The sequence below is a fragment of the Acinetobacter sp. Tol 5 genome, from assembly GCF_019702905.1.
Taxonomy (GTDB): Bacteria; Pseudomonadota; Gammaproteobacteria; order Pseudomonadales; family Moraxellaceae; genus Acinetobacter; species Acinetobacter bereziniae.
In genome coordinates this window covers 63,427-87,582 of record NZ_AP024708.1, presented here as the reverse complement: position 1 = coordinate 87,582, position 24,156 = coordinate 63,427, and the positions used below count along the sequence as shown (strand labels likewise).

General features: G+C 40.6%; 22 protein-coding genes. 13 read left to right on the top strand and 9 right to left on the bottom strand.

Going from position 1 to position 24,156, the window contains the following annotated elements; translation table 11 throughout:
- Positions 1 to 94 precede the first annotated feature (94 nt).
- From mutY to ahr, 5 genes are all read left to right on the top strand, one after another.
- On the top strand, positions 95 to 1,129 hold the full coding sequence (mutY, locus tag TOL5_RS00355; protein WP_009585369.1) for an A/G-specific adenine glycosylase: 1,035 nt from the start codon (positions 95 to 97) through the stop codon (positions 1,127 to 1,129).
- 97 nt (positions 1,130 to 1,226) lie between these two features.
- Positions 1,227 to 1,775: a M23 family metallopeptidase gene (locus TOL5_RS00350; protein ID WP_005034996.1), complete on the top strand. Its 549-nt coding sequence runs from the start codon at positions 1,227 to 1,229 to the stop codon at positions 1,773 to 1,775.
- Between the two features lie 29 nt (positions 1,776 to 1,804).
- On the top strand, positions 1,805 to 2,050 hold the full coding sequence (locus TOL5_RS00345; protein ID WP_004825820.1) for a hypothetical protein: 246 nt from the start codon (positions 1,805 to 1,807) through the stop codon (positions 2,048 to 2,050).
- Positions 2,051 to 2,078: 28 nt separating this feature from the next.
- A complete protein-coding gene (locus TOL5_RS00340; RefSeq protein ID WP_004825818.1) occupies positions 2,079 to 2,633 on the top strand; it encodes a DNA-3-methyladenine glycosylase I in 555 nt (184 codons plus the stop codon).
- A 29-nt stretch (positions 2,634 to 2,662) separates the two neighbouring features.
- Complete coding sequence (gene ahr, locus TOL5_RS00335) at positions 2,663 to 3,685, top strand: NADPH-dependent aldehyde reductase Ahr (RefSeq protein ID WP_005034992.1); 1,023 nt, start codon at positions 2,663 to 2,665, stop codon at positions 3,683 to 3,685.
- A gap of 255 nt (positions 3,686 to 3,940) precedes the next feature.
- Here ahr and TOL5_RS00330 read toward each other — a convergent pair whose 3' ends face one another.
- A complete protein-coding gene (locus TOL5_RS00330; RefSeq protein WP_009585411.1) occupies positions 3,941 to 5,377 on the bottom strand; it encodes a PLP-dependent aminotransferase family protein in 1,437 nt (478 codons plus the stop codon).
- A 110-nt stretch (positions 5,378 to 5,487) separates the two neighbouring features.
- Here TOL5_RS00330 and TOL5_RS00325 point away from each other — a divergent pair, with 110 nt between their 5' ends.
- Positions 5,488 to 5,895, top strand: a complete 408-nt coding sequence (locus tag TOL5_RS00325; protein ID WP_042087770.1) for a hypothetical protein — start codon at positions 5,488 to 5,490, stop codon at positions 5,893 to 5,895.
- On the opposite strand, the gene TOL5_RS00320 is transcribed toward TOL5_RS00325, so the two are convergent.
- Complete coding sequence (locus TOL5_RS00320) at positions 5,855 to 6,745, bottom strand: LysR family transcriptional regulator (protein ID WP_009585422.1); 891 nt, start codon at positions 6,743 to 6,745, stop codon at positions 5,855 to 5,857. The genes TOL5_RS00325 and TOL5_RS00320 overlap by 41 nt on opposite strands.
- A gap of 123 nt (positions 6,746 to 6,868) precedes the next feature.
- Here TOL5_RS00320 and dkgB point away from each other — a divergent pair, with 123 nt between their 5' ends.
- Together dkgB and TOL5_RS00310 are read left to right on the top strand one after the other, a co-directional pair.
- Positions 6,869 to 7,681, top strand: a complete 813-nt coding sequence (dkgB, locus tag TOL5_RS00315) for a 2,5-didehydrogluconate reductase DkgB (protein ID WP_121774026.1) — start codon at positions 6,869 to 6,871, stop codon at positions 7,679 to 7,681.
- A 253-nt stretch (positions 7,682 to 7,934) separates the two neighbouring features.
- Positions 7,935 to 9,101: an MFS transporter gene (locus tag TOL5_RS00310; protein WP_121774027.1), complete on the top strand. Its 1,167-nt coding sequence runs from the start codon at positions 7,935 to 7,937 to the stop codon at positions 9,099 to 9,101.
- Positions 9,102 to 9,212: 111 nt separating this feature from the next.
- Here TOL5_RS00310 and TOL5_RS00305 read toward each other — a convergent pair whose 3' ends face one another.
- Both TOL5_RS00305 and dapB read right to left on the bottom strand, forming a co-directional pair.
- The gene (locus TOL5_RS00305) at positions 9,213 to 9,863 is read right to left on the bottom strand and encodes an START domain-containing protein (RefSeq protein WP_121774028.1); all 651 of its coding nucleotides are present in this window, start codon (positions 9,861 to 9,863) and stop codon (positions 9,213 to 9,215) included.
- A gap of 50 nt (positions 9,864 to 9,913) precedes the next feature.
- Complete coding sequence (gene dapB, locus TOL5_RS00300) at positions 9,914 to 10,735, bottom strand: 4-hydroxy-tetrahydrodipicolinate reductase (protein WP_004825798.1); 822 nt, start codon at positions 10,733 to 10,735, stop codon at positions 9,914 to 9,916.
- A gap of 290 nt (positions 10,736 to 11,025) precedes the next feature.
- On the opposite strand from dapB, the gene TOL5_RS00295 reads away from it, so the two are divergent.
- Positions 11,026 to 11,217, top strand: coding sequence for a hypothetical protein (locus tag TOL5_RS00295; RefSeq protein ID WP_035300961.1), 192 nt, complete (start codon positions 11,026 to 11,028; stop codon positions 11,215 to 11,217).
- 396 nt (positions 11,218 to 11,613) lie between these two features.
- On the top strand, positions 11,614 to 11,820 hold the full coding sequence (locus TOL5_RS00290; RefSeq protein WP_121774686.1) for a hypothetical protein: 207 nt from the start codon (positions 11,614 to 11,616) through the stop codon (positions 11,818 to 11,820).
- Positions 11,821 to 11,879: 59 nt separating this feature from the next.
- On the opposite strand, the gene dnaJ is transcribed toward TOL5_RS00290, so the two are convergent.
- From dnaJ to TOL5_RS00270, 4 genes are all read right to left on the bottom strand, one after another.
- Positions 11,880 to 12,992 carry a molecular chaperone DnaJ gene (dnaJ, locus tag TOL5_RS00285; protein WP_004825793.1) on the bottom strand — a complete coding sequence of 371 codons (1,113 nt, stop codon included), beginning with the start codon at positions 12,990 to 12,992 and terminating at the stop codon, positions 11,880 to 11,882.
- Between the two features lie 93 nt (positions 12,993 to 13,085).
- Positions 13,086 to 13,463, bottom strand: a complete 378-nt coding sequence (locus tag TOL5_RS00280; RefSeq protein WP_121774685.1) for a hypothetical protein — start codon at positions 13,461 to 13,463, stop codon at positions 13,086 to 13,088.
- A 136-nt stretch (positions 13,464 to 13,599) separates the two neighbouring features.
- On the bottom strand, positions 13,600 to 16,746 hold the full coding sequence (locus TOL5_RS00275) for an efflux RND transporter permease subunit (protein ID WP_121774684.1): 3,147 nt from the start codon (positions 16,744 to 16,746) through the stop codon (positions 13,600 to 13,602).
- A 2-nt stretch (positions 16,747 to 16,748) separates the two neighbouring features.
- On the bottom strand, positions 16,749 to 17,849 hold the full coding sequence (locus TOL5_RS00270) for an efflux RND transporter periplasmic adaptor subunit (protein ID WP_042087759.1): 1,101 nt from the start codon (positions 17,847 to 17,849) through the stop codon (positions 16,749 to 16,751).
- Between the two features lie 336 nt (positions 17,850 to 18,185).
- Between TOL5_RS00270 and TOL5_RS00265 the strand changes: the two genes are divergently transcribed.
- The 3 genes from TOL5_RS00265 (at position 18,186) to TOL5_RS00255 (ending at position 23,348) form a co-directional block, all read left to right on the top strand.
- On the top strand, positions 18,186 to 18,803 hold the full coding sequence (locus TOL5_RS00265; RefSeq protein WP_046760224.1) for a TetR/AcrR family transcriptional regulator: 618 nt from the start codon (positions 18,186 to 18,188) through the stop codon (positions 18,801 to 18,803).
- Between the two features lie 215 nt (positions 18,804 to 19,018).
- Complete coding sequence (gene ppc, locus TOL5_RS00260) at positions 19,019 to 21,709, top strand: phosphoenolpyruvate carboxylase (RefSeq protein WP_046760225.1); 2,691 nt, start codon at positions 19,019 to 19,021, stop codon at positions 21,707 to 21,709.
- A 334-nt stretch (positions 21,710 to 22,043) separates the two neighbouring features.
- The gene (locus tag TOL5_RS00255; protein ID WP_004825782.1) at positions 22,044 to 23,348 is read left to right on the top strand and encodes a solute carrier family 23 protein; all 1,305 of its coding nucleotides are present in this window, start codon (positions 22,044 to 22,046) and stop codon (positions 23,346 to 23,348) included.
- Between the two features lie 46 nt (positions 23,349 to 23,394).
- On the opposite strand, the gene TOL5_RS00250 is transcribed toward TOL5_RS00255, so the two are convergent.
- Positions 23,395 to 24,108 carry a nucleotidyltransferase family protein gene (locus TOL5_RS00250; RefSeq protein WP_100886204.1) on the bottom strand — a complete coding sequence of 238 codons (714 nt, stop codon included), beginning with the start codon at positions 24,106 to 24,108 and terminating at the stop codon, positions 23,395 to 23,397.
- Between the last annotated feature and the right edge of the window lie 48 nt (positions 24,109 to 24,156).

Genomic DNA, 24,156 nt, shown 5'->3' with positions numbered 1-24,156 from the left:
ACTCACACAAATCTCATGCACAGTATTCAGATAATTTTCTGTAATCGATTCGAATTTGGTTATACTGAGCCACCTATTTTTGCCCTAGATTGATATGTCGCAATTTTCATTTTCAGACGCATTATTGACTTGGTTTGATCAACACGGACGCCATGATCTGCCTTGGCAAGTGGCAGATGATCCCTATAAAGTTTGGGTCTCTGAAATTATGTTGCAACAAACTCAAGTCAAAACAGTACTGCAATATTTTGACAAATTTATTCAACGCTTCCCTACCGTTGATGATTTGGGTCAAGCGTCATGGGATGATGTTGCACCTTATTGGGCAGGCTTGGGCTATTACGCACGCGCCAGAAACTTACATAAAGCTGCGACGGTTGTCAGTCAACAAGGACATTTTCCAAACACTCTGGAGCAATGGATGGAGCTCTCAGGTATTGGACGTTCTACTGCAGGTGCACTTATGTCACTTGGATTACGCCAATATGGTGTCATTATGGATGGCAATGTAAAACGTGTTTTATCGCGATTTTTTGCCATTGAAGATGATCTCAGTAAACCTGTACATGAACGGGAAATGTGGAAATTGGCTGAAAGTTTGTGCCCCACTGAACGCAATCATGACTATACTCAGGCGATTATGGATTTAGGTGCAACCGTCTGCACCCCAAAAAAACCATTATGTTTATATTGCCCAATGCAGCAACATTGCCAAGCCCATCAGCAAGGGTTAGAAACGGAACTCCCTTATAAAAAGCCAAAAAAACCTGTTCCAGTGAAAACTGGCAAAGTCTTGCTCATTGAGTCTCAAGGGCAATGGTTGTGGGAGCAACGTCCTAATAGTGGTTTATGGGGTGGACTATGGAGTTTACCAATTTTTGAAAGTGAGGCTGAACTGCAACAGATCTGTGAACGTTTAAAGCTGGTTTCAAACGTTGAATCTGTGCAAATTTCGCATAGTTTCACTCATTTTACTTGGATATTGACCGCACACATCATTCATGTTGAAAAAGACCAAGCTGAATATCTCCAAGCTGAACTGGGCGGTGAATGGCTCACGCCACAAAAAGCTACACAAATGGGTATACCAACAGCCATGAAAAAATTGATCTCAGCAATCAAAATATGACATAGTCAGGCACGGGTATTCTGATCATTTTTTCAATTTTAATTTACCCTTTTTAAACCTCAAAGCTGAAATTTGAAACTAGAAAAAAGGATGTCTCGTGCCGCATCGTATCCAATATTGTGTGATTGCCCTGTTTACAATCATATTGAGCGCATGTACCACCGCACCCAAAAAGCCCAGTGGTACAAGACCGCATCTTCCGCAAGCTCAAATTAACCGATTAAAAGCAATGCCGCTTCCAACACGGTTGGCGATCCCTGTCGATGGTGTCAAACCACAAAATCTCACCGATACGTGGGGGGCGTCCCGAAGTGCTGGACGTGCGCATGAGGGCATTGACATCATGGCTTCACGTGGAACCAAAGTGTACAGTAATACTGAAGGAGTGATTACCAGTTTAAAAAGTAACAACTTAGGCGGTAATGTAATTTGGTTAATGGGACCTGGTGGTGCTTATCATTATTACGCACATTTGAATGATCACCGACGTGGTTTAAAAGAAGGAGACTACGTTAAAAAAGGTGAATTAATTGGTTATGTCGGCAATACAGGAAATGCACGACATACTGCACCTCATTTACACTATGGACTATACTTAAGAGGTAAGGGACAAGGTGCAGTGAATCCTTATCCGTATTTACGTTAAATTTTAAATTAGATATTTAGGAATATTCCATGTCAGAAGCATTGCTTGAGCGTTTAGTTGAATTTGCAGAATCAGGCAATCAACAAAAAATTGTCCTCAAAGGGCAAAGCCATCAAGGCTGGATTATGGAAATCACCAATGAGTCCCTCATGATCAGTACTGGCTTTGCAGATAAAGCGGGTAAAGATATTTGGATAAATTTTACTGACCTAGAAACTGCCCAACTTTCATATTGGGATAACAAACAAGATCAATGGGTCGAATTTAAACTCTAATTACATCAAAAAAAATGGAGCATCTTTCATGACCAATAAACGCTGTGGCTGGTGTTCGGATGATCCAATTTATATCGAATACCATGATCATGAATGGGGTAAACCAAATCGCAATGAGCAACATTTATTTGAAATGTTGTGTCTCGAAGGGCAACAAGCAGGATTATCTTGGATTACTGTTTTAAAAAAGCGTGAATCTTATCGCACACATTTTTTTAATCATTCAATTCAAACCATTGCTGACTTGACTGAACAAGATTTGGCATTGAAATGCCAAGATACTGGGCTCATTCGTCATATTGGTAAACTTACCGCTATTCGTGACAATGCCATTGCATGGCAAAACATGAAAGCGAAAAATATTGATATGGTAGATTGGCTTTGGGATTTTGTTGATCAACAGGTACAGCTGAATGATGTTCCTGATTATCGACAAGCACCTGCGCAAACTGAAGCCAGCCTAAAGTTGTCTAAAACTTTGAAGAAAAACGGCTTTAAGTTTGTCGGTCCAACAACATGCTACGCATTCATGCAGGCGGTTGGAATGGTCAATGACCATGAAAATGATTGTATGTCGCGCTAAATTTCGCTCAAAAAACAGGAAGGATTCATATGTCAGCCAATATCATTCAATCCTATGCAGCCCTAGAAGCAGGCGCTGAACTTGTACCCTATCAATTTGATGCTGGCGATTTAGCGCCACATCAAGTTGAAGTTAAAGTTGAATATTGCGGTTTATGCCACTCTGATGTTTCCGTGATTAACAATGAATGGGGAAATGCAGTTTTCCCTGTAGTGGGTGGTCATGAAATTATTGGAACAATCACTCAGTTGGGTTCAGAAGCAAAAGGTTTAAAAGTTGGACAACGTGTTGGTATCGGTTGGACAGCAGAAAGTTGTCAGCACTGTGACCCATGTGTCAGTGGACAACAAGTGCTTTGCACTGGCGAAAAAAAAGCCACCATCGTTGGTCATGCTGGCGGTTTTGCAGATAAGGTTCGTGCTGGTTGGCAATGGATTATTCCACTTCCTGAAAACTTAGACCCTGAAAGTGCAGGTCCACTATTATGTGGGGGAATCACTGTTTTTGATCCGATTTTAAAACACCAAATTCAAGCTGTTCATCATGTAGGTGTCATTGGGATTGGTGGTTTAGGTCATATGGCAATTAAATTACTCAAAGCGTGGGGCTGTGAAATTACCGCATTCACCTCTAATTTAGATAAGTCAGATGAGCTGCGAGCGATGGGCGCAGACCATATCGTCAATAGCCGTGATGCAAATGATTTAAAAGCACAACGTGGTAAATTTGATTTGTTACTCTGTACGGTGAATGTGAGCTTAGACTGGAAAGCTTATCTGAATACACTTGCACCCAATGGCACTATTCATATGTTAGGCATGGTGCTTGAACCTATGCCCATTCCTGCAGGTACATTGATCAGTGGTGCAAAATCAGTAACTGGCTCTCCAACAGGCTCCCCTTTTGCATTACGTCAATTATTGCAATTCGCAGCGCGTAAAAATATTGCTCCTCAAATTGAAGTGTATCCAATGTCAAAAATTAATGATGCTTTGGAACGCCTCCATTCAGGAAAAGCACGTTATCGTATTGTGTTAAAAGCTGATTTTTAATCTATGCAATATACCCCATTTACGTTGACATTCATCATCGTCAATGGGGCAATGGATCATGCCGTTTGTAAACCTTAGTCAAACTGCCGGATTCTTCGGACTAGTGCTTTGATTTCAATCACGCATATCTGATTAAATTTATGTTTTTATAGAATTTGTTAGAAGATCTTGGGCATTCATTTATTTTTAATTTTTTGGATCATCACTGTTTTTTTCTAACGTGAGGCGATATGAATGTCATCATGTTGAGTGAGCTTATGCCACACTCTTGGTTGACAATTCGCCTCTGACCCAATCTGCCAATAACATGATGGCATCCTGAACCTCCTGAGACAATTCATGTCCTGCATTTAAACGAATACAATTGTTATAACGATGATCTTCACCAAAAATAATACCCGGAACAATATTGATACTGTATTGCTGCGCATAGTAATACAACGCCAAACTATCTACTTGTTCAGGGAATTGCAGCCAAAGCGCATAACTCCCCTGCGGTTGATTCAAACGGATACTCACGCCATGAAAAGCCTGTTGAATAAATTGTCGATACTGCTCAACCTGTGCCATCAGTTTAGGACGTAATTCACTCAGATGTTGACGATAGGCTCTGCTATAAATCATATCAGCAAGCCCCAATTGCAAAGGCGTATTCACCGAAACATTCTGTAAAATGATTCTTGCATGTAAATGTTGTAAGCGCTGCGGTAAGCAAAACCAGCCTACACGATAAGAGGTCGATAGAGATTTTGAGACTGAGCTGCAATACACCACATAACCCTGTTGATCCCAATATTTAATAGGTAAAGGACGTTTGGCATTAAAACTACATTCTGCATAAATATCATCTTCAATCACATAGCATTGATATTTCGCCGCAAGTTGTGCAATACGTTCTTTCTCAGCATTGCTGAGGCAAAAACCCAGAGGATTTTGAAAATTAGCCGTCAATAAGCAGATTTTTACCCCTGGACTTTGCATTTCTTGCTCTAAACGATCTAGATCAAAACCTTCTGTATTGGCTGGGATTTCGATAATTTTTCGCTTCAACAAAGCCAATAACTGCAACTGCCCATTATAGTTTGGTGTCGGCACAATCACGCTATCACCAACTTGTGTAAGGCTCTGAATCATGATCGACAGTGCAGGCATACAGCCATTACTGATATAAATATCTTCTTTTGCAATATAAAAACCATCTTCAGCCCAGTGTGCTGACAAAGCCTCCCTCAATTGCAGATGTCCTTGACGATCGTTATATAAAAAATCTTCCGGTTTACTGTGCTTTAAAGCACGTTGGATTGAACGACGTAAGGCTTCGATAGGAACCAGATTAGGTGACAATTGAATCGAACCGAGATGAATCAATTTATTATTGATCGCAGCCTCATGAATTTGAATTTGCAATTCCAGATTAGAAACTTCCCGTGGTCTAGACTGAAAATCTGGATGGTCAGGTACAGCAATCTGCGGGGAATTTGGCAAAGCTTGTACAAAATAACCTGACTTTTCTTTGACAAAAATCAAGCCTTGAGCTTCAAGCAATTCATAACAACTCTTTGCCGTATTCAAACTCACTTTTTGTAGTTCAGCAAATTGACGCAAAGAACTCAGTCGTTGCCCGACTGCGAGCTCTCCACAATAAATTTTTTGCGCGATCTGCTGTGCCAAGATCTGATATTGGAAAGCCATATCTGTACCCAAATTTTAATATTTGTTGTATCTGTATCTGTAAATCTAACAGATTTATGCTTCTTTTACAGCCAGTTTTTAAAACATAATTGATTTGAAAGGAGAAAATAATGAGAATCATCGCCCTAATCAGCCTTGCTTTGGTACTCAGCGCCTGCCAGCCTCAACAAGTCAATAAAGCAGCTCAGCAACAACATTTTGTATGCAAATCTTTGATTGAAGGTTTTTTGAAGACACAACGTTTGGGTAATTATCAGCTTGATCATCTACAGCCAACCTTGCATCAGGCTGTCGCGGTCAGACATTATCACTATCGTGCCAGTGGAGATCAGGCTGTTAAAATAAATATGCCTGTTCAAAAAAATTTGGAATTCCAATGCCAACAAACCTCCGCCGAGCATTTTGAAATTCATTTGGTGACACCGCAACAGCCCAACACTGCCCCATTATTGAGTCTAGATCTACCACCACAAAAGACTATCGAAACCTTGACAGCTTTTGCGCTAAAAACTCAATAAATAGACGTACACGTTTAGGTAAATGTTCTTGTTGATAATAAACTGCATGGATGTGTTGCTCGTAAATTTCTATTTGATCTTCAAATAGCGCGATCAACCTTCCCGCTCTGAGATCTTTAAGCACCTCAAATGCTGAAAGTCTGGCAATACCATGCCCACGTAGACAAAGTTGACGTACTGTTTCACCGCTAGATGCTTTGATTTTAGGCTGTACAGTCAATTTTTCACCATTCACACGGATGGGCCAAGTATTGAGATGACTGACCTTACTAAATCCGATTTGAACATGATTGAGGATATCGAGTGGGGTTGCAGGATAACCATTTCGTGCTAAATACTCAGGGCTGGCAACAATGTATAAACGACTTTTACACAGCAATCTCGCATGTAGGCTGGAGTCATTTAATTCTCCAAAACGTATTGCGACATCCGTTTTATGTTCCAATAAATCAATGATTTGATCATTACTGTTTAATTCAATTTCAATGTCTGGATAAAGCTGAGAAAACTCTTGCATTAAGGGTGCAATCACATGTAACACAAAAGGCGTCGCCGAATCGACACGAATCAACCCAGAAGTATCGCTGTCCGACTTCAATAAAGCATCTTCAGCTTCATTCAGATCATGTACAATTTTACGGGCTTTTTCTAAAAATAATTGCCCCTCTTGAGTTAACTTAAGCTTCCGCGTAGTTCGCTCCAGTAAAGTCACATTCAATTTAGACTCAAGCCGTTGCAAAGCTCGGCTCACGCCCGAAGTCGTTTGTTCAAGATGTGTTGCAGCAGCAACAATCGAACCACTGTCCACAATATTGATAAATGCCTGTAACTCTTCTAAGGTCGATTTCATCTCTGCAATATCACGATTTATTATTGATTAATAGTCAATAATATTTTGCATATTCCTCTATTTTTCCGCAACAATTAAAATAGCAAAATAGCCCTAATCTCAGAAAACAAAGTGAAACTCATCATGACAAATATCGTTCCTCAATTTGGCGTTGGTACTTTCCGTTTATCAGGTCAAACCGTAATAGATTCAGTTAAAAATGCGCTAGATGTGGGTTATCGTGCTGTAGATACAGCACAAATCTATGGCAATGAAGCCGAAGTCGGTCAGGCGATTGCTGAAAGTCATATTCATCCTGATGAATTGTTTATCACGACAAAGATATGGACAGACAATTATCAAGCAGACAAACTCATTCCAAGTTTGAAAGAAAGCCTGCAAAAACTGCGCACTGATGCTGTCAATCTGACTTTGATCCATTGGCCTGCACCAAGTTTAGGTATTTCTGTTGCTGAAATGATGCATAACCTTTTAGAAGCTAAAAAACTTGGCTTAACTGAACATATTGGTATTTCAAACTTCAATATTGATTTGTCACAACAAGCGATTGATGCTGTTGGACTTGAAAATATTGCGACAAACCAAATTGAGCTCAGCCCTTATTTACAAAACTCAAAGTTAGTAGATTTCTTACAATCACAACATATTGATGTGACGTCATACATGACTTTAGCTTATGGCAAGGTTTTAAATGACCCTGTATTGGCTGAAATCGCTCAACACCATCAAGCTTCAACAGCACAAATTGCGTTGGCATGGGCATTGCAAAAAGGTTTTGCGGTTATTCCATCATCAACCAAACGTGAAAACTTAATGGCGAACTTAAAAGCCCAAGAGATTCAACTCTCTACTGAAGAAATGCACATGATTGCAAAACTGGAGCGCAATGGTCGTGAAGTTGATCCAGAAAATTTAGCACCGAAATGGGATATTTAATTTAGCTGCTCAGTTTAATCACAGCTAAATCTATTCTCAGATTTTCACTGTTCATTTCTGATCGATTGAAAGGCATCAATTGCTTCGCAATATCTTTTGTTGCGAAGCTTTGATGTGTGTTTGACTCAAACAAAATGCGATCTAAAAGCTTTTGTTGAAATCAACATCAAAAAATTGTGCTTGTGATATTGGTCTGATGATTGCACCACTGTACTCGGTCTTTTTTCAATCTTCTGTATATTTGAGATCTCTCATGAAATTAAATTTTCCCTTACTTGCACTAGCCATAGGCGCTTTTGCAATAGGAACAACTGAATTTTCTCCAATGGGTTTTCTACCTCAAATTGCAGAAAACCTCAACATTTCGATTCCCACTGCGGGGATGCTCATTACGGCTTATGCACTAGGTGTAATGATCGGTGCTCCGATTATGACATTGTGGTTTGGACATTTTTCACGACGTAAAGCACTGATATTTGCCATGAGTATTTTCACTGTGGGCAATATTCTTGCAGCCATTGCACCGAACTATTGGGGGCTGATGGGAGCTCGAATAATTACCAGTCTTAATCATGGTGTATTTTTCGGGATTGGCTCAATTGTTGCCACCAGTGTTGTGCCTAAAGACAAACAGGCGAGTGCTGTTGCCATGATGTTTATGGGACTCACAATTGCCAATATTGGGGGTGTACCTCTAGCAACATGGGTTGGACAAAATATTGGTTGGCGTATGTCCTTTGCCGCAATCGCGATCTTAGGTGTCATCACCATGTTGGCATTATGGAAAGCCTTGCCTGTAGATGCGGCAGGTCCGCGTCCAAATGTAAAAGCTGAACTGAAAGTTTTGACTCGCTTGCCTGTGGTTTTTGCTTTATTGACGACTGTGATGAGTGCAGGAGCAATGTTTACGCTCTACACCTATATTGCACCGAGCTTGCAAAATATCACCCATGCCAGCCCAATCTTTATCACACTGATGTTGGTCTTAATCGGAATCGGTTTTTCAATTGGGAATCATCTCGGTGGGAAATTCGCAGATCGATCACTGAATAAGACATTGACAGGCTTTTTAGTGTTATTAATGCTGTCCATGTTACTGTTCCCGATCTTGGCACAAACACCGCTTGGTGCAGCTTTGGCACTTGTTGTTTGGGGAGCTGCAGCCTTTGCCGTTGTGCCTCCACTCCAAATGCGGGTGATGTCTGTTGCGCATGAAGCACCAGGACTAGCCTCTTCAGTGAATATTGGTGCATTTAATTTAGGTAATGCTTTAGGCGCAACCGTAGGTGGTGTAGTTCTCAGTATGGATATGAGTTATTCAGCCGTTTCAATTGCAGGCGCAGTACTTACCGCATTTGGATTGCTCTTGGTATTTATCCAAATGAAAATGAGCAAAGAACCCGTGCATCAATTCAGCTAATGTTAACTTACCCAATCATCTGCGTCTGAATTGATTATATTGTTTATTTCCCTGCACCTTCATAGGGTGCAGGTTCAAAATAGCAATAAATAACGCATCCTGAATCCATGATTATTTTAAAATTTCAGGTAAGGCAGCAAGCTTGGTATTCTTTGCCAATTCAGATTTCATCTTTTGCAGCATTTGATAAGGTTGCTGTTCAACCAGCATATTGGTCACACTTGCTGGGATTGAACCTTCAGGATTGGCATGTCCAGAAGTGATCACTTTCACTTTATTGGGACCAAGTTTTTGAAATGTCCAATCTCCCGCATAATCTTTTAAACGAATATAATCTGAGTTCAGTGCTTTGCCTTGTTGTACCGCAGAGTTTTTAATATAAATCGTGCCACTCGCGTCTTTAGACATCGTTCCTTTCACCACCATGTCACGATCTTTTAGAGGAAATGGAAAGTCTAAAACCATATAAATACTGAATTCACCCTTTTTATCATCTCGAGACAGCACTTCTGCTTTAGCAACATTAGGTACCCATTTAGGTGAATTATTGACATCCAGAACTAGAGCAACAGCCCGTTCGATCGGTACGTCTATTGTTGTTTCTGCTTTATAGGACAGAACAGGGTTATTGGTATCTTTATAAGTCCAAACCTTAATGTTGTTTTTGTTCAGACTCAATTTGGCATTGCTCGGTAAAGCTGCTTGTGCAGTCAGGCTAAAAGCACTGACTACACAAGTAAGTAATATCACTATTTTTTTCATTTTTTATGTTCAAAATTTGACTCATTGTTATAATTTTAGCGCAACATGTTTCAAGCTTGAATATCATTTAAGCCTAAAACGTCCTTCATATCGTATTTTTTTGCATCTTTTCCGACAACCCAAGCTGCTGCACGTACAGCGCCTGCTGCAAAGTTCATACGATTGGTCGCTTTATGTGTCACTTCGACACGCTCACCCTCGCCTATGAACATCACAGTATGCTCACCGACGATATCACCACCACGAATCGTTTCAAAACCGATCGTTTCACGTTCACGTGGACCTGTATGACCTTCACGACCATAAACCGCCACTTTCTTCAAATCACGCCCTAAAGTTTCCGCAACCGCTTCCCCCATCATCAAAGCAGTTCCAGATGGTGCATCTACTTTGTGACGATGGTGTGCCTCGATAATCTCAATATCCACTGTATCACCAAAAACTTTGGCAGCCAGCTCGAGCAATTTAATTGAAACATTGACACCCACTGAGTAGTTTGCGGCATAAACAATGGGGGTTTGTGTCGCAGATTGATTTAACAAGGTTTTTTGCTCATCTGAAAAACCTGTTGTTCCAATCACCATGGCAACACCAGCATCACGGCATAATTTTAGATGGCTTTCTGTTGCAACTGGGGCAGTGAAATCAATCACCACATCAACATCTTTTAAAATGTCTTCCAAACTGCCCACGACTTTGATACCTACAGCACCAATTCCAGCAAGTTCCCCTGCATCTGCTCCAATCAACGTACTTTCTGGACGCTCTACCGCTGCCGCAAGCTGATAACCTGCTTGTTGTACCGCTTGAATCAATGTACGGCCCATACGACCGCCTGCACCTAAAATACCAATACGTGGAGCTGCTGACATACGATCTTCCTAAATCTGAATTTGAAAATTTGGCTCTACTATAACAAAACTCAGTTCCAAGACCACGATTCCATTTAAAAAATACTGCGAACTTTCTGATTTCTTTTAAGTCTTCGGCAATTAAGGTCAAAAAAGTAGACTCAACGAAAAAATAGATTAAGACTAAAAAATATATCGGTAAAACTTTGAAAAAATTTAAAATATTGCTCAATCTATTTCATCAAAGTGCAAGAATCACACAGCAGACTACTGCCACGAATGAAAACAATATGGATTATAAGCAGATCAATATGCATTCGAATAAAATGGTTTTTGCATTTGTATTAGCAACAATGATGACCAGTGCTTGGGCTGAATCTACACCAACTCCAGCCGCTACACTTACTGAAGAAAAAACGGTCTCTCAAGGCAACGCAACTACGCCTTCAGAAACACAAACTGAAGTTCGTGTCGAAGATATTGACGCTCCGATTCTTGAATAATTTTGGTTTGTTTTTGTATTAGAGGATATGGGGTTATATCCTCTAATCTTGAAATCACTGCACAGATTCACAATATGATCTACGCTAATCTATTGAAACTTTAGATGTAAACTGTGGCAATGAAAGTTTTATCTCATTCAACAATATTTTCATAACATCAAATTAATTGATCAAAAGAAATTATATTTTGAAGCTGCAATTAGGACTCATTTAGAATGACTAAATTTCGTATTTCGCGCCTAGAATCGCCTAAAAAACACACCTAGTCGCAAACATAGACGAATTGCCCACAAACCCTAAAATAACGAAACAATTTTAAATAAAATTTAAGCTTAATAAATGAATATTCTAAAGCGTGGAAGTCATACAAATAATAGAGAGATTCAAGGAAATATAATGCAAGTCAAAACCATGATTTTAGGACTAATGATGATCACAACTGTTTCGCTCAGTTGGGCACAAGAATCTGCCGTCCCCGCTGAACCGCAGACAGCATCCTCATCCACTCCGGCAGTGATTCTTCCACAAGATGACAATTCAATCGATGCTGCATCAGATGATCATGAATTTGATCTATCACCATCGGATCAACCGACAAAATAAAAAAATGGAGCAACAGCTCACTGTTGCTCCATTTTTATTGCTTTAATCGTTCAGATTAATTAGTCGAATAAACGATCAAAGAAAGATTTTTTCTTCGGCGAAGATTTATTGTCATCGCTTTCCATGGTCGCTTGAAGTTCTTTCAACAGCTCACGTTGGCGACTTGTCAAATTCACTGGTGTTTCTACTACGATACGGCAAAGTAAATCACCTTGCATGCTACTACGCACAGGTTTTACCCCTTTACCACGTAAACGGAACATTTTACCCGTTTGTGTACCTTCAGGCACTTTCAAACTGACACGACCATCTAAAGTCGGAATTTCAAGTTCCTTACCTAAGGCAGCATCAGCAATGCTCACAGGCACATCCATGTATAGGTCTGCACCATCACGTTGGAAGATGTCATGTTCACGTACAACCACTTCAACGTATAGGTCACCAGACTGACCATCACGAATTGCTTCACCTTTACCGGTTAAGCGTACGCGATCACCATTGTCCACACCTGCTGGAATGGTCACTTCAAGCGTTTGTTGACGATCTGAAACCCCAGAACCATGACACTTATTACATGGGTTTTTAATGATTTTGCCCTGTCCGCGACAAGTGCTACAAGTCTGTTGGACTGAGAAAAACCCTTGTTGCATACGCACCTGACCTGCACCATGACAAGTCTTACACGTTTCAACATCATTCGGATTTTTTGAACCTTTTCCATCACAGGCATCGCAAGGTGCTGGTGCAGTGAAAGTAATGGTTTTTTTCACCCCTTTCACAGCTTCTTCAAGCGTTAATTCCATGACATAACGGAGATCTGAGCCACGACGTGCACGTTGTTGACCACGACCACCGCCGCCAAAAGCACCACCGAAAATATCACCAAACTGGCTGAAAATATCTTCGGCACTGAACCCACCGCCGAAGCCGCCACCGCCCATACCACCTTCAAAGGCATTGTGCCCCATACGGTCATACATGCTGCGTTTTTCACTGTCAGAAAGCACTTCGTAGGCTTCTGCACATTCTTTGAACTTTTCTTCAGCTTCTGCGTTGTCAGGGTTGCGATCTGGATGATACTTCATCGCCAACTTACGGTAGGCTTTTTTAATTTCATCATCACTAGCGGTTTTAGCGATACCTAAAACCTCATAATAATCACGTTTAGCCATGATTGGCGATGCTCCACAAAAATTTGATAATACTTCTATGCAGAGTAAATTGGGGGCGATGTTATTTTTTACAAGTTTGAAATCTAGTTTTTTTTAAAAAACTGCTTTTTTCTGTAAATATTTTGTAAAACCTTTAAGCCAAACATTGAGTAAATATAGCCATGCAATCGCACTAAATACGACACCTGCCACCGTACATGCTTTTACCCAGATGAAACTGTCCCAATAGAAAAACATTAAAGGAATAAACCACAATGCAGCAAAAGCCGCTAAAATCAAAAAAATGACAGCATTGCGCATAATCCACAATGCTTGTGCATGTATCCATACCTCTGCATCATTTGCTACTGCTACCTTGCGCGCTAACCAATATGCGAGCACTGCTGTAATTACCGTAAATAATGCAAGAAACATAAACAAATAAGAGCTCGTAATGAACTTACGATGCTGTTCCGGATTTGTTTGCCCCATGGGTGTTTTTGACCTCAAATTCATTGCATACTGATTGACTTATTATGCAATGAAATTTCCTATGTTATTTTCTGTTAAAGATTAAGTGCTACTATATTGAAGTTTTCAATTTTTCGCACCTAATATTCACAACAAATTATGTATTTTCTGTAGTTTTTTTAATCTTAAACCAAGTCGCATATAGCGCAGGTAAGAAAAATAGGGTCAAAAGTGTAGCGATAATTAATCCACCCATAATCGCAACAGCCATCGGACCAAAGAAAATACTACGTGACAGCGGTATCATCGCCAAAACAGCAGCCAATGCAGTAAGAATAATTGGACGGAAACGGCGTACTGTTGCGTCCAAAATTGCATCCCATTGATTATGCCCAGCTCGAATATCCTGCTCAATCTGATCGATCAGAATTAAAGAATTTCGCATAATCATACCAGATAATGCAATCGTACCGAGCATTGCCACAAAGCCAAACGGTTTATTAAATAACAACAGGAATAAAACCACACCGATTAAACCCAATGGCGCAGTCAAAAACACAATGAAAGAACGTGAAATACTTTTCAGCTGAATCATCAGGAGCGTAAATACCACTGCTAGGAATAGAGGCATACCTGCATTCACAGAGCTTTGTCCTTTGGCAGACTCCTCTACTGTTCCGCCCACTTCAACCAAATAACCACTTGGTAATGTTGCGCGAAGCTGATCCATTTTCTCTGCCATTTGATTTACAACAGTTGCGGGTTGTAACTTGCTCCGAATATCTGCACGTACTGTAATGGTTGGTAAACGATTGCGGTGCCAGATTAGACCGTCTTCAAACTTATACTGTAGTTTCGCGATTTGTGCCAATGGTACTGTAGTGCCATTGCTGGTCGGTACAGCCAAACTTGATAATGCTTCAACATTTATCCGTTCAGCCTGATCTCCACGGATACGCACATCGATCAATTCACGCTTTTCACGATACTGATTGATGATTGCACCTGAAATCGAACTGTTTAAGAAATTCGCCAAATCTTCCGAACTCACGCCCATTTGACGCGCACGATCTTGGTCGATCAGCAAAGAAATGATTTTACTTTGCTCACCCCAATCCAAATGCACATTGCCAGTATTGGGATTTTCACTCAGCAGTTGAGCAACTTTCTGGGCTTCCTGACGGACTACAGCAACGTCTTCACCAGATACACGATACTGCAACGGATAGCCCACAGGAGGACCATTTTCCAACAATGAGACACGGGTTCGAACTTGTGGCAATAATTGGCGAATTTGAGTATCTAAGGATTTACGAATTTCATCGCGATCGTCAAGTGATGACGCCAACACCACAAACTGTGCAAAACTGGCTTGTGGCATTTGTTGATCAAGTGGCAAGTAAAAACGTGGCGAGCCTGTGCCAACATAAGCGACATAATTATCAATACCGTCTTGTTTGGATAAGAATGCTTCCACTTTTTTCACAGCATTTTCAGTTGCGGTGAGTGAAGCGCCTTCTTCCAATTTTAAATCGACCAGAATTTCGGCACGGTTTGACGGTGGAAAAAACTGTTGTGGTACAAACTTAAACATCACCACCGACAGTACAAATATCCCCACAGTGATTGAAATCACCGTTTTTCGATAGGTCACACACCAATTCACCAACTTTCTAAAGCTTTGATAAAATTTCGATTGGTAGGGATCAAAATGCTCACCAGCATGATGAATCACAGGTTGCGGTTCTGGTTGTTTACGCAATCTTGCATAAAGACGCTGATACCACGGCGCTTTTTGCGCTTCTTTACTAAAATCAGGCAGTAATTTATCACCCAAATAAGGTACAAAAATCACCGCGGCAAACCATGACACAACTAAAGCAATGGTAACCACTTGGAAAATTGAACGGGTATATTCACCTGTACTTGATGCAGCGGTCGCAATCGGTAAAAATCCCGCAGCGGTAATTAATGTACCTGTTAGCATTGGAAATGCGGTACTGGTCCAAGCAAATCCTGCGGCTTTCATTCGACTATAGCCTTGCTCCATTTTGATCGCCATCATTTCGACCGCGATAATGGCATCATCGACCAAAAGTCCTAATGCGAGGATCAATGCGCCTAAAGAAATCTTATGCAAGCCAACATCAAACAGATTCATCCCTGCAAAGGTCATGGCAAGCACCAACGGAATCGAGAAGGCAACCACTAATCCTGTTCGGAACCCCAATGAGAAGAAACTGACCAGTAAAACAATGATCACAGCCTCAGCCAATACTTTGACGAATTCATGAATACTACGTTGTACTGCAACTGGCTGATCTGAAACTTTTTTCAGTTCCATGCCCAAAGGTAAAGTCTTTTGTAGGGTTTGAAATTCAGTCTCTAGATTTTTACCCAATGCAATGATGTCCCCACCTTTACGCATGGATACAGCAAGACCAATACCATTTTCTCCCATAAAGCGCATACGCGGTTGAGCAGGCTCACTAAAACCACGATAAACCTCAGCCACATCGCTCAGTTGAATAGTTTTATTTCCCACCAGCAGCGGCATTTTTTTCAGATCGTCTACGCTTTTTAATGCGCCACTGACACGGACTTGAATACGGTCTGTACCTGTTTCAAAGAAACCTGCACTGGTCACACTATTTTGTTTTGCCAAAGCTTCTTGGATTGCTGTAACAGGCACACCCATCTGCACTGCTTTAGTATTGGAAATCTCAATCCAAATCTTTTGATCTTGTAATCCAACCAAATTGACTTTGCTGACATCTTTTACTCGCTGTAAGCGAAGTTGTAGTCGATCGGCATATTCTTTGAGTGTGGCATAATTGAAGTCTTTGCCTGTTAAAACATAAATATTCCCGAATGTATCGCCAAACTCATCATTAAAGAATGGACCCTGAACACCAGAAGGCAACTGTGTTTTGATGTCACCGACTTTTTTACGTACTTGGTACCAAACATTTGGAAGTTCATTGGATACTAACGAATCTTTTGCCATAAACATGACCATGGACTCTCCAGGACGAGAGTACGCCATAATCTTGTCATAGAGCCCTGTACTCATGAGCTCCTTTTCAACTTTATCGGTGATTTGCAAAGAGACTTCCTGTGCTGTTGCACCCGGCCAGTAGGTTTGCACCACCATCACTTTAAAGGAAAAAGGAGGATCTTCACTTTGAGACAGTTTGGAATAAGAAAATAACCCGACAATCCCCAGCAAAATCATAAAATAAAGCACTAAGCCTTTATTTTTGAGCGCCCATTCTGACAAATTAAAGGAGTTAAATAGACTCATGATCATGCCCCTTTTTGGATAGTTACAGCACGATTTTCACGATCTATTGGTTTAATTTTTTGCTTGTCACGGAGTAAGTGAACACCGCCGACCACCACCCATTGCCCCGCATTTAAACCACTCAATACCGTGACATTGTCACGCCCGTAAGGTCCTAAAGTCACAGAGACTTTACGAATAGTCTGATCAGGATTAACCACCCAAATATATGCTTGATTATTATTGGCTGAGACACTGCTCAGCGGTACACTCAAAATATTTTGAACATTTTGATTGAAAAACACACGTGCGCTTTGCCCCAGTTGAATGACCGACTGTGCTTCTTTTAAAGCCACTTTCACTGTAAATGTCCGCGATTGATCTGCGGCAGGAGAAATCTCACGGACATAGGCTGCAAATTTATCTTCAGGCTTTGACCACAAGGTAATCCATGCGCTTTGTCCAACTTTAATTTCAGAAATCGCCTGTTCAGGAACCCCGATAACCACCTCACGATCACCATCAATCGCCAATTGATAAATCGCTTGCCCAGCCGAAACCACTTGTCCAATTTCAATATTACGTTGGGTAATGACCCCATTTTTATTGGCAATCAGTTGGTTATAACCTGTCTGATTGGCACTGACATCATAGTTGGATTGTGCTTGTTTAAGGCTTGCCTGTGCTGCGTCATATTGATTTTTAACACTATCGTATTGGGAACGACTGACGGCATTGATGGGTAATAATTGTTGAAAACGTTTAAACTCATCTGCTGCAACTTTCGCAGCGGATTGAGCACTTTCAAGTTGTGCTTTTGCAGAGTTCAATTGTAATTCGGCATCTTTGACATCTAGCTTGGCCAAAACCTGCCCAACTTTAACGCGGTCGCCAACCTCGACATAACGTGCAGTGATCTGTCCAGCAACTCGAAAGGCTAACGCAGTTTGCTGCCGTGCCTGTACATCGCCTGCATAGCTTTTCTGATCTTCTTGGGAAGTCAGCGGTTGGGCAACCATCACCAAGGGAATCTGTTCCACTTCAGGCGCTGGCTTACTACATCCCACCAGAATGACACTACACGATACCAATAGGCTCGTGATCACTAACTTTATACTACGCATAGGCAAGGCTCTTATTTAAATGCTCTTTTCAGGTAAATGAGAATGAGATATTGAGACCATGTGACGATTCATCTAGCACCTTGCAAAACAAACAAAACCATACTTTGTTCTTGCGCAGGTTGGCGTTAAAATAATCTTAGCCAGCATGCCGAAACTGAAAAAGTAATTTTCTAGGTTTCACGCTTTGCCCGCTTAGTTTTACTGAACGACACAAGTCATTGATGAAATGTCAAAAGCCCGTTTGTTGCTCATTTTTTAATTAATATACTGCATGGTACAATAATTGTGAATCATGTTTTGAGTAATTGACCTAATTTTGTTTTTTTGGGAATTATTGTGCAAACAACAGTTGGCCGTCCAAAGGACTTAGAAAAACGTAAACACATTGTAGAAGCAGCAAAAAAACTGTTTCTAAAGCTTGGCTATCACGGTTCCAGTATGAACCAGATTGCCAAAGAAGCAGGTGTGACAAAACTGACCGTATATAACCATTTTCAAGATAAAGAAACTTTATTTAGCTGTGCCATTGAAGAAACTTGCGAACAGTCAATTAATGCCCGACCATTGCGTCTCAATGCTGAAAGTGATTTTTATGCACATTTTTTTCAAGCCTGTGAATTGGCTATGAATGTGATTAATTTGCCTGAAGCTATTAAATTAGATCATTTACTATTGGAACTTGCCGCAGAAAAGAACCCTTTAGCGCTACAATTCTATAATTCGTCTCATCAGAGAATGTGTTCGGTATGGCAAGACTTTTTTCAACAAGCCACGAACCTACAATTCATTCAAGCAGACCAGATCGAAAAACAGACCAATTTAATTTTGTCATTATTGCTTGGTGTTCGTCATCATGAGGTCTTGTTGGGAATTCGCCCAACGCCAACAGACCAAGAAAAGCAGCAAATCATCAAAGAAAGCATTGATTTATTTATGCTGAAATATAAACCGTGATGGTGTTATTAAAAAACTAAATAATGTGCAATTGCTGTTTCAGGCATACTCGAAGGTGTCATAGGCAAATTGACCCAAAAAGTGTCAATACAACCGAACGAAAAACAAATCAAAGTCGACTTCTTGCACAGTCACTTACATACTTTTGTAGGGAGTCCCTTGGATTGTGATGGAATCACGTTATATTCAAGATAACAAGAACTGGAGAGTGACAAATGGTTCAACAAATTGATGCTCCACTGCGTGAAGATGTACGCTTACTCGGAAATCTTTTAGGTGAAACCTTAAAAGAACATGCAGGACAAGATTTGTTTAATCAAATTGAACAGATTCGCGCTTTAGGCAAAGGCGCCCGTGATGGTCAAATTGAAGCAGAAAAACAACTTGAACAATTATTTTTAAATTTAAAAGATGATGAAATTCTGCCTCTGACCCGTGCATTCTCACACTTTCTAAATTTTGCCAATATCGCAGAACAATATCATGTGGTGCGTAGTCGTCGCCAAAGTGAATGTGATGAACATGCCCCATCACCCAATGTTCTCGATCATTTATTTAGCAAGTTTAAAGATCAGCAAATTTCGGCTGAAACGCTTTATCAGCAAATCTGTGAATTGAAAATCGAATTGGTACTCACCGCACATCCAACTGAGGTCAGTCGTCGTACTTTAATTCAAAAATATGATGGGATTAATCACTGTCTTTCAACATTTGATCAGCAAAAACTCACGCCTAAACAACGTGCTGAGGTGTTGACTGATTTAAAACAACTGATTTGTTCAGCATGGCAAACGGATGAGATTCGTCAACATCGTCCTACGCCGATTGATGAAGCAAAGTGGGGCTTCACCACCATTGAGCAAACGCTGTGGAATGCAGTACCCAAATTTATCCGTGAGTTGGATGACCTTGTTCAAGGCAACTGTGCTCAAGCCTTACCTTTGGACATTTCACCAATTCGCTTTGCATCGTGGATGGGAGGCGACCGTGATGGAAACCCGAATGTCACACATAATATTACACAAGAAGTTTTATGGTTATCTCGCTGGAAAGCCGCTGATTTATATCTTCGTGATATAGAAGATTTGCGTTGGGAGCTTTCAATTGAGGCGTATTCCAATGAATTACATCAAGCTTTAGGCTATAGCCATCCAGAGCCATATCGTGAATATTTACGTGCAACACGTGAGCGCTTGAAAGCTACCCGTCAGTGGTTGGCAGATAAATTACGTGGACAGCACTCGGACGTTGACCGCAGTTTAATCATTCGTCATAAAGATGAATTATTACAGCCACTATTGCTTTGCTATCGTTCGCTCATGGCATGTAATTTGCCAGAAATTGCCAATGGGAAATTGCTCGACTTTATCTATCGTGTCAATTGTTTTGGAATTGAATTATTAAAGCTGGACATTCGTCAAGAATCAGGTCGTCACCGTCAAGCCATCTCCGCAATTACCGAATATCTTGGTTTGGGTAATTTTGAGACATGGACTGAACAAGCTCGCCAAAACTTCTTATTGCAAGAATTACAAAGTAAGCGCCCATTATTACCAAAACACTTAAACGAGCCAGCCAATAGCCTGATTGAACATCCTGATGTTCAAGAAGTCTTTGCTACGATGCGTACTTTGGCAGAGCAGCCTAAAGAAAGTTTAGGTGCTTATATCATTTCGATGGCTGAATATCCGAGTGATGTATTGGCGGTACTGTTACTTCAAAAAGAAGCGGGAATTGAACATCCCTTACGTGTAGTGCCATTATTTGAAACCTTGAAGGATTTAGATGGTGCTGCAAGTACCATGACAACCTTATTCAATATGCATTGGTATAAACAGCATATTCAAGGCAAACATGAGGTGATGATTGGTTACTCTGACTCTGCCAAAGATGCAGGCTTTATGTCGGCAAATTGGGCTCAGTATCGTGCCCAAGAAGAGTTAACTGCGATTGCAAAACAACACGGCGTACAATTGACCTTGTTCCATGGTCGTGGCGGCTCCATCAGTCGTGGTGGTGCGCCTACTCAACAGGCACTATTTTCTCAACCACCTGGCTCAATTTCTGGTGCAATCCGAGTAACTGAACAAGGTGAAATGATTCGCTTTAAATTTGGTTTGGAAGAAATCGCCTTACAAAATTTAGAAATTTATGCTGCTGCGACATTAGAGGCAACCTTATTACCGCCACCTGTACCCAAACAAGCATGGCGAGATTTGATGCACAACATGACCGACTTGTCTGTTCAAGTGTATCGTCAGACCGTGCGTGAAAATCCTCATTTTGTAAAATATTTACGTACCGTTACCCCAGAACTTGAGTTACAAATGTTGCCGCTTGGCTCACGCCCTGCGAAGCGTAAAGTCAGTGGAGGAATTGAATCCTTACGTGCTATTCCTTGGGTTTTCGCTTGGACACAAATTCGTTTGATGCTTCCGGCTTGGTTGGGTACAGGGGCAGCCATCAATCAAGTGATTGATCAAGGTCAGAAAGCTGTTTTGGATGAAATGCTGTCTGAATGGCCTTATTTCCAAACCTTAATTGATATGCTGGAAATGGTGCTGTCTAAAGCGGACTCAAATATTGCCCTGTATTACGAATCTCATTTAACAGATGATGAAGATTTAAAAGTGCTCGGTGCTGAATTACGTCAACGTCTCCATGATGCTGTTCAAACACTTTTAGCCATGAAAGGCGAGTCAGCGCTTCTCAGTTCCAATGAAGTGCTTGATCAAGCAATGAAAGTACGCAAACCATATCTGTTGCCTTTACACTTATTGCAAGCTGAACTCATGAAACGTCGTCGTGCTTATTTGGCTGAATTTCAAGCTGAACATACCCCTGTAGATCATGCACTCATGGTGAGTATTGCTGGAATTGCGGCGGGTTTACGAAACACAGGTTAATTTACTGAACATCTCATTGCTTGTTACATCCCGCTTAGGAGAATGACATTTGTCATTCTCCTAAGTTTTATAAAAATGCCAACTGATTCAAATATTTTAAGTGACCAATCACTTTTTTTAATCAATCAAAAAGCATCTAATTTTTTATTTTTTTTAATACTAAATTTTTTTAATACTTTGATTTTACGCAGTAACATCGCTTAATTATTTGACCAAATGGTACAAAACAATCTTTTTCCCTAATAAATGCAAGCGTTTAGTTTGACTAAAATGATTAAAACTCTCGAAAAGAAAGCGTATGATGTGTCCAATTTGTCTTTCGAGTGCTCAATTTATGTCCAACTGGTTCCCCAAATGGCGTCCGTATTCTGGCAGCATTGATGCAAGACCTGTCGGTACCAATGAGTATTTACCTCCTGCACAAAGCATTGTTTTAGGGATTCAACATGCTTTTGCAATGTTTGGTGCAACTGTACTTGCACCTTTCTTAATGGGCTTTGACCCGAACCTGGCTATTTTGATGTCAGGGATCTGTACGATCCTATTTTTTATTGTAACGGGTGGTCGTGTCCCAAGTTACTTGGGTTCAAGCTTCGCCTTTATTGGTGTCGTCATCGCTGCAACAGGTTATGCTGCTTCTGGCACGGGTACACCAAATTTAAATATTGCTCATGCAGCAGGCGGTATTATGGCGTGTGGCGTGTTGTATGCAATCTTTGGTTTGATTGTGATGGCAACAGGGACCAAATGGATAGAAAAGCTGATGCCTCCTGTGGTTACAGGTGCTGTTGTCATGATTATCGGTTTAAACCTTGCACCAGTTACAGTAAAAGGGGTTGCAGGCAATGACTTTAATATGTGGATGGCGTTGGTGACTGTACTTTGTATGGGCTCAATTGCTGTATTCACAAAAGGTTTATTACAACGTTTACTGCTATTGGTTGGTTTATTGTTGGCTTATTTGATCTATTTCATTGTTGCCAATGTGATGGGGAATGGTACACCAATCAATTTTACCCCAATTCAACAAGCAGCTTGGTTTGGTACTCCCACATTCCACTCGCCTGTTTTTGATATCAATGCCATGTTGATCATTGCTCCGATCGCTTTAATTCTTGTTGCAGAAAACTTAGGTCATATCAAAGCTGTTAGTGCCATGACTGGAGAAAATTTAGACCCTCAAATTGGTAAAGCGTTTGTTGCTGATGGTATTGCAACCACACTTTCAGGTGGTGTGGGTGCTCCGGGCATGACCACTTACGGCGAAAATATTGGTGTGATGGCGGTCACCCGTGTTTATTCGACCATTATTTTTGTCATTGCGGGTGTTTTTGCCATTTTCTTAGGCTTTTCACCAAAGTTTGGTGCAATTATCCATACTATCCCAACTGCGATTTTAACCGGTGCTTCGATTGTGGTGTTTGGTTTAATTACCATTGCGGGCGCAAAAATCTGGATTGAAAACAAAGTCGATTTTTCCAAAAATAAAAATCTGATGGTGGCTGCTGTGACCATTATTTTGGGTACAGGTGACTTTGCCCTTCAATTTGGTGATTTCAATCTCGGTGGTATTGGTACTGCAACCTTTGCGGCACTGATTCTCAACTGGTTCTTTAGTTTAAACGATAAATCAGAATAATTAATTGAAGATATTTAAAGCAGTCGAAAGGCTGCTTTTTTTATTTCTATTTTATATGACGACAGACCCAAAAATAAATTTCTTGCACTTGATCCAAACAATCACGACTGAGTACATCAGGATTTTCCAGTTCTTTTAACAGATATTCAAACATTGGCTTTTGTTCTGGATATTTCTGGAGAGCTTGCAGTACAGTATTTTCTAAATTTACAGGCCATTGTTCGATCTCAAGCCATGTCAGTGGCAATAAGCGAATGATTCTTTTCAATACAGATTTTTTTAAATTGACGCTGTCTTGTAAGTCGAGCCGCGTAGTCGCCAACATCTCGAAATAATGTTGTATCTCTTGATCATATCCCTGATTGATCGCGAGAATCACACTTCGATCAATTTCAACATTTTCAAACTGTCTGGATAAATTCTCTCCATAAAGAGGATGGCAAAAGAATTTGATCCATGCTCCCCAACTTTTTCGATTGTTTTCGTTTAAAACATCTTGTAATACGCCAATATCAACATCAACTTTAGAAAAAAAGCTGGTTAAAGCCATAATATCCGACTTAATCTGCGAAATTTTTCGTTCTACATCATCGACTGGCTGAACAAAGACCACACATAAATCGAGATCAGACTGTCCAATAACAGCTGTGCCCTTTGCCACACTTCCATAGACATACACACTATGCAGTTCAGTCGGAAATTCGGTGCAAAAGACGTTTATCACTTGCATTAAAACAGGTTCAAATTCAGATTGAATCATGAGAGATGTCGATATAACGGAGTGATTGAATAGAAAATCATAAGATCT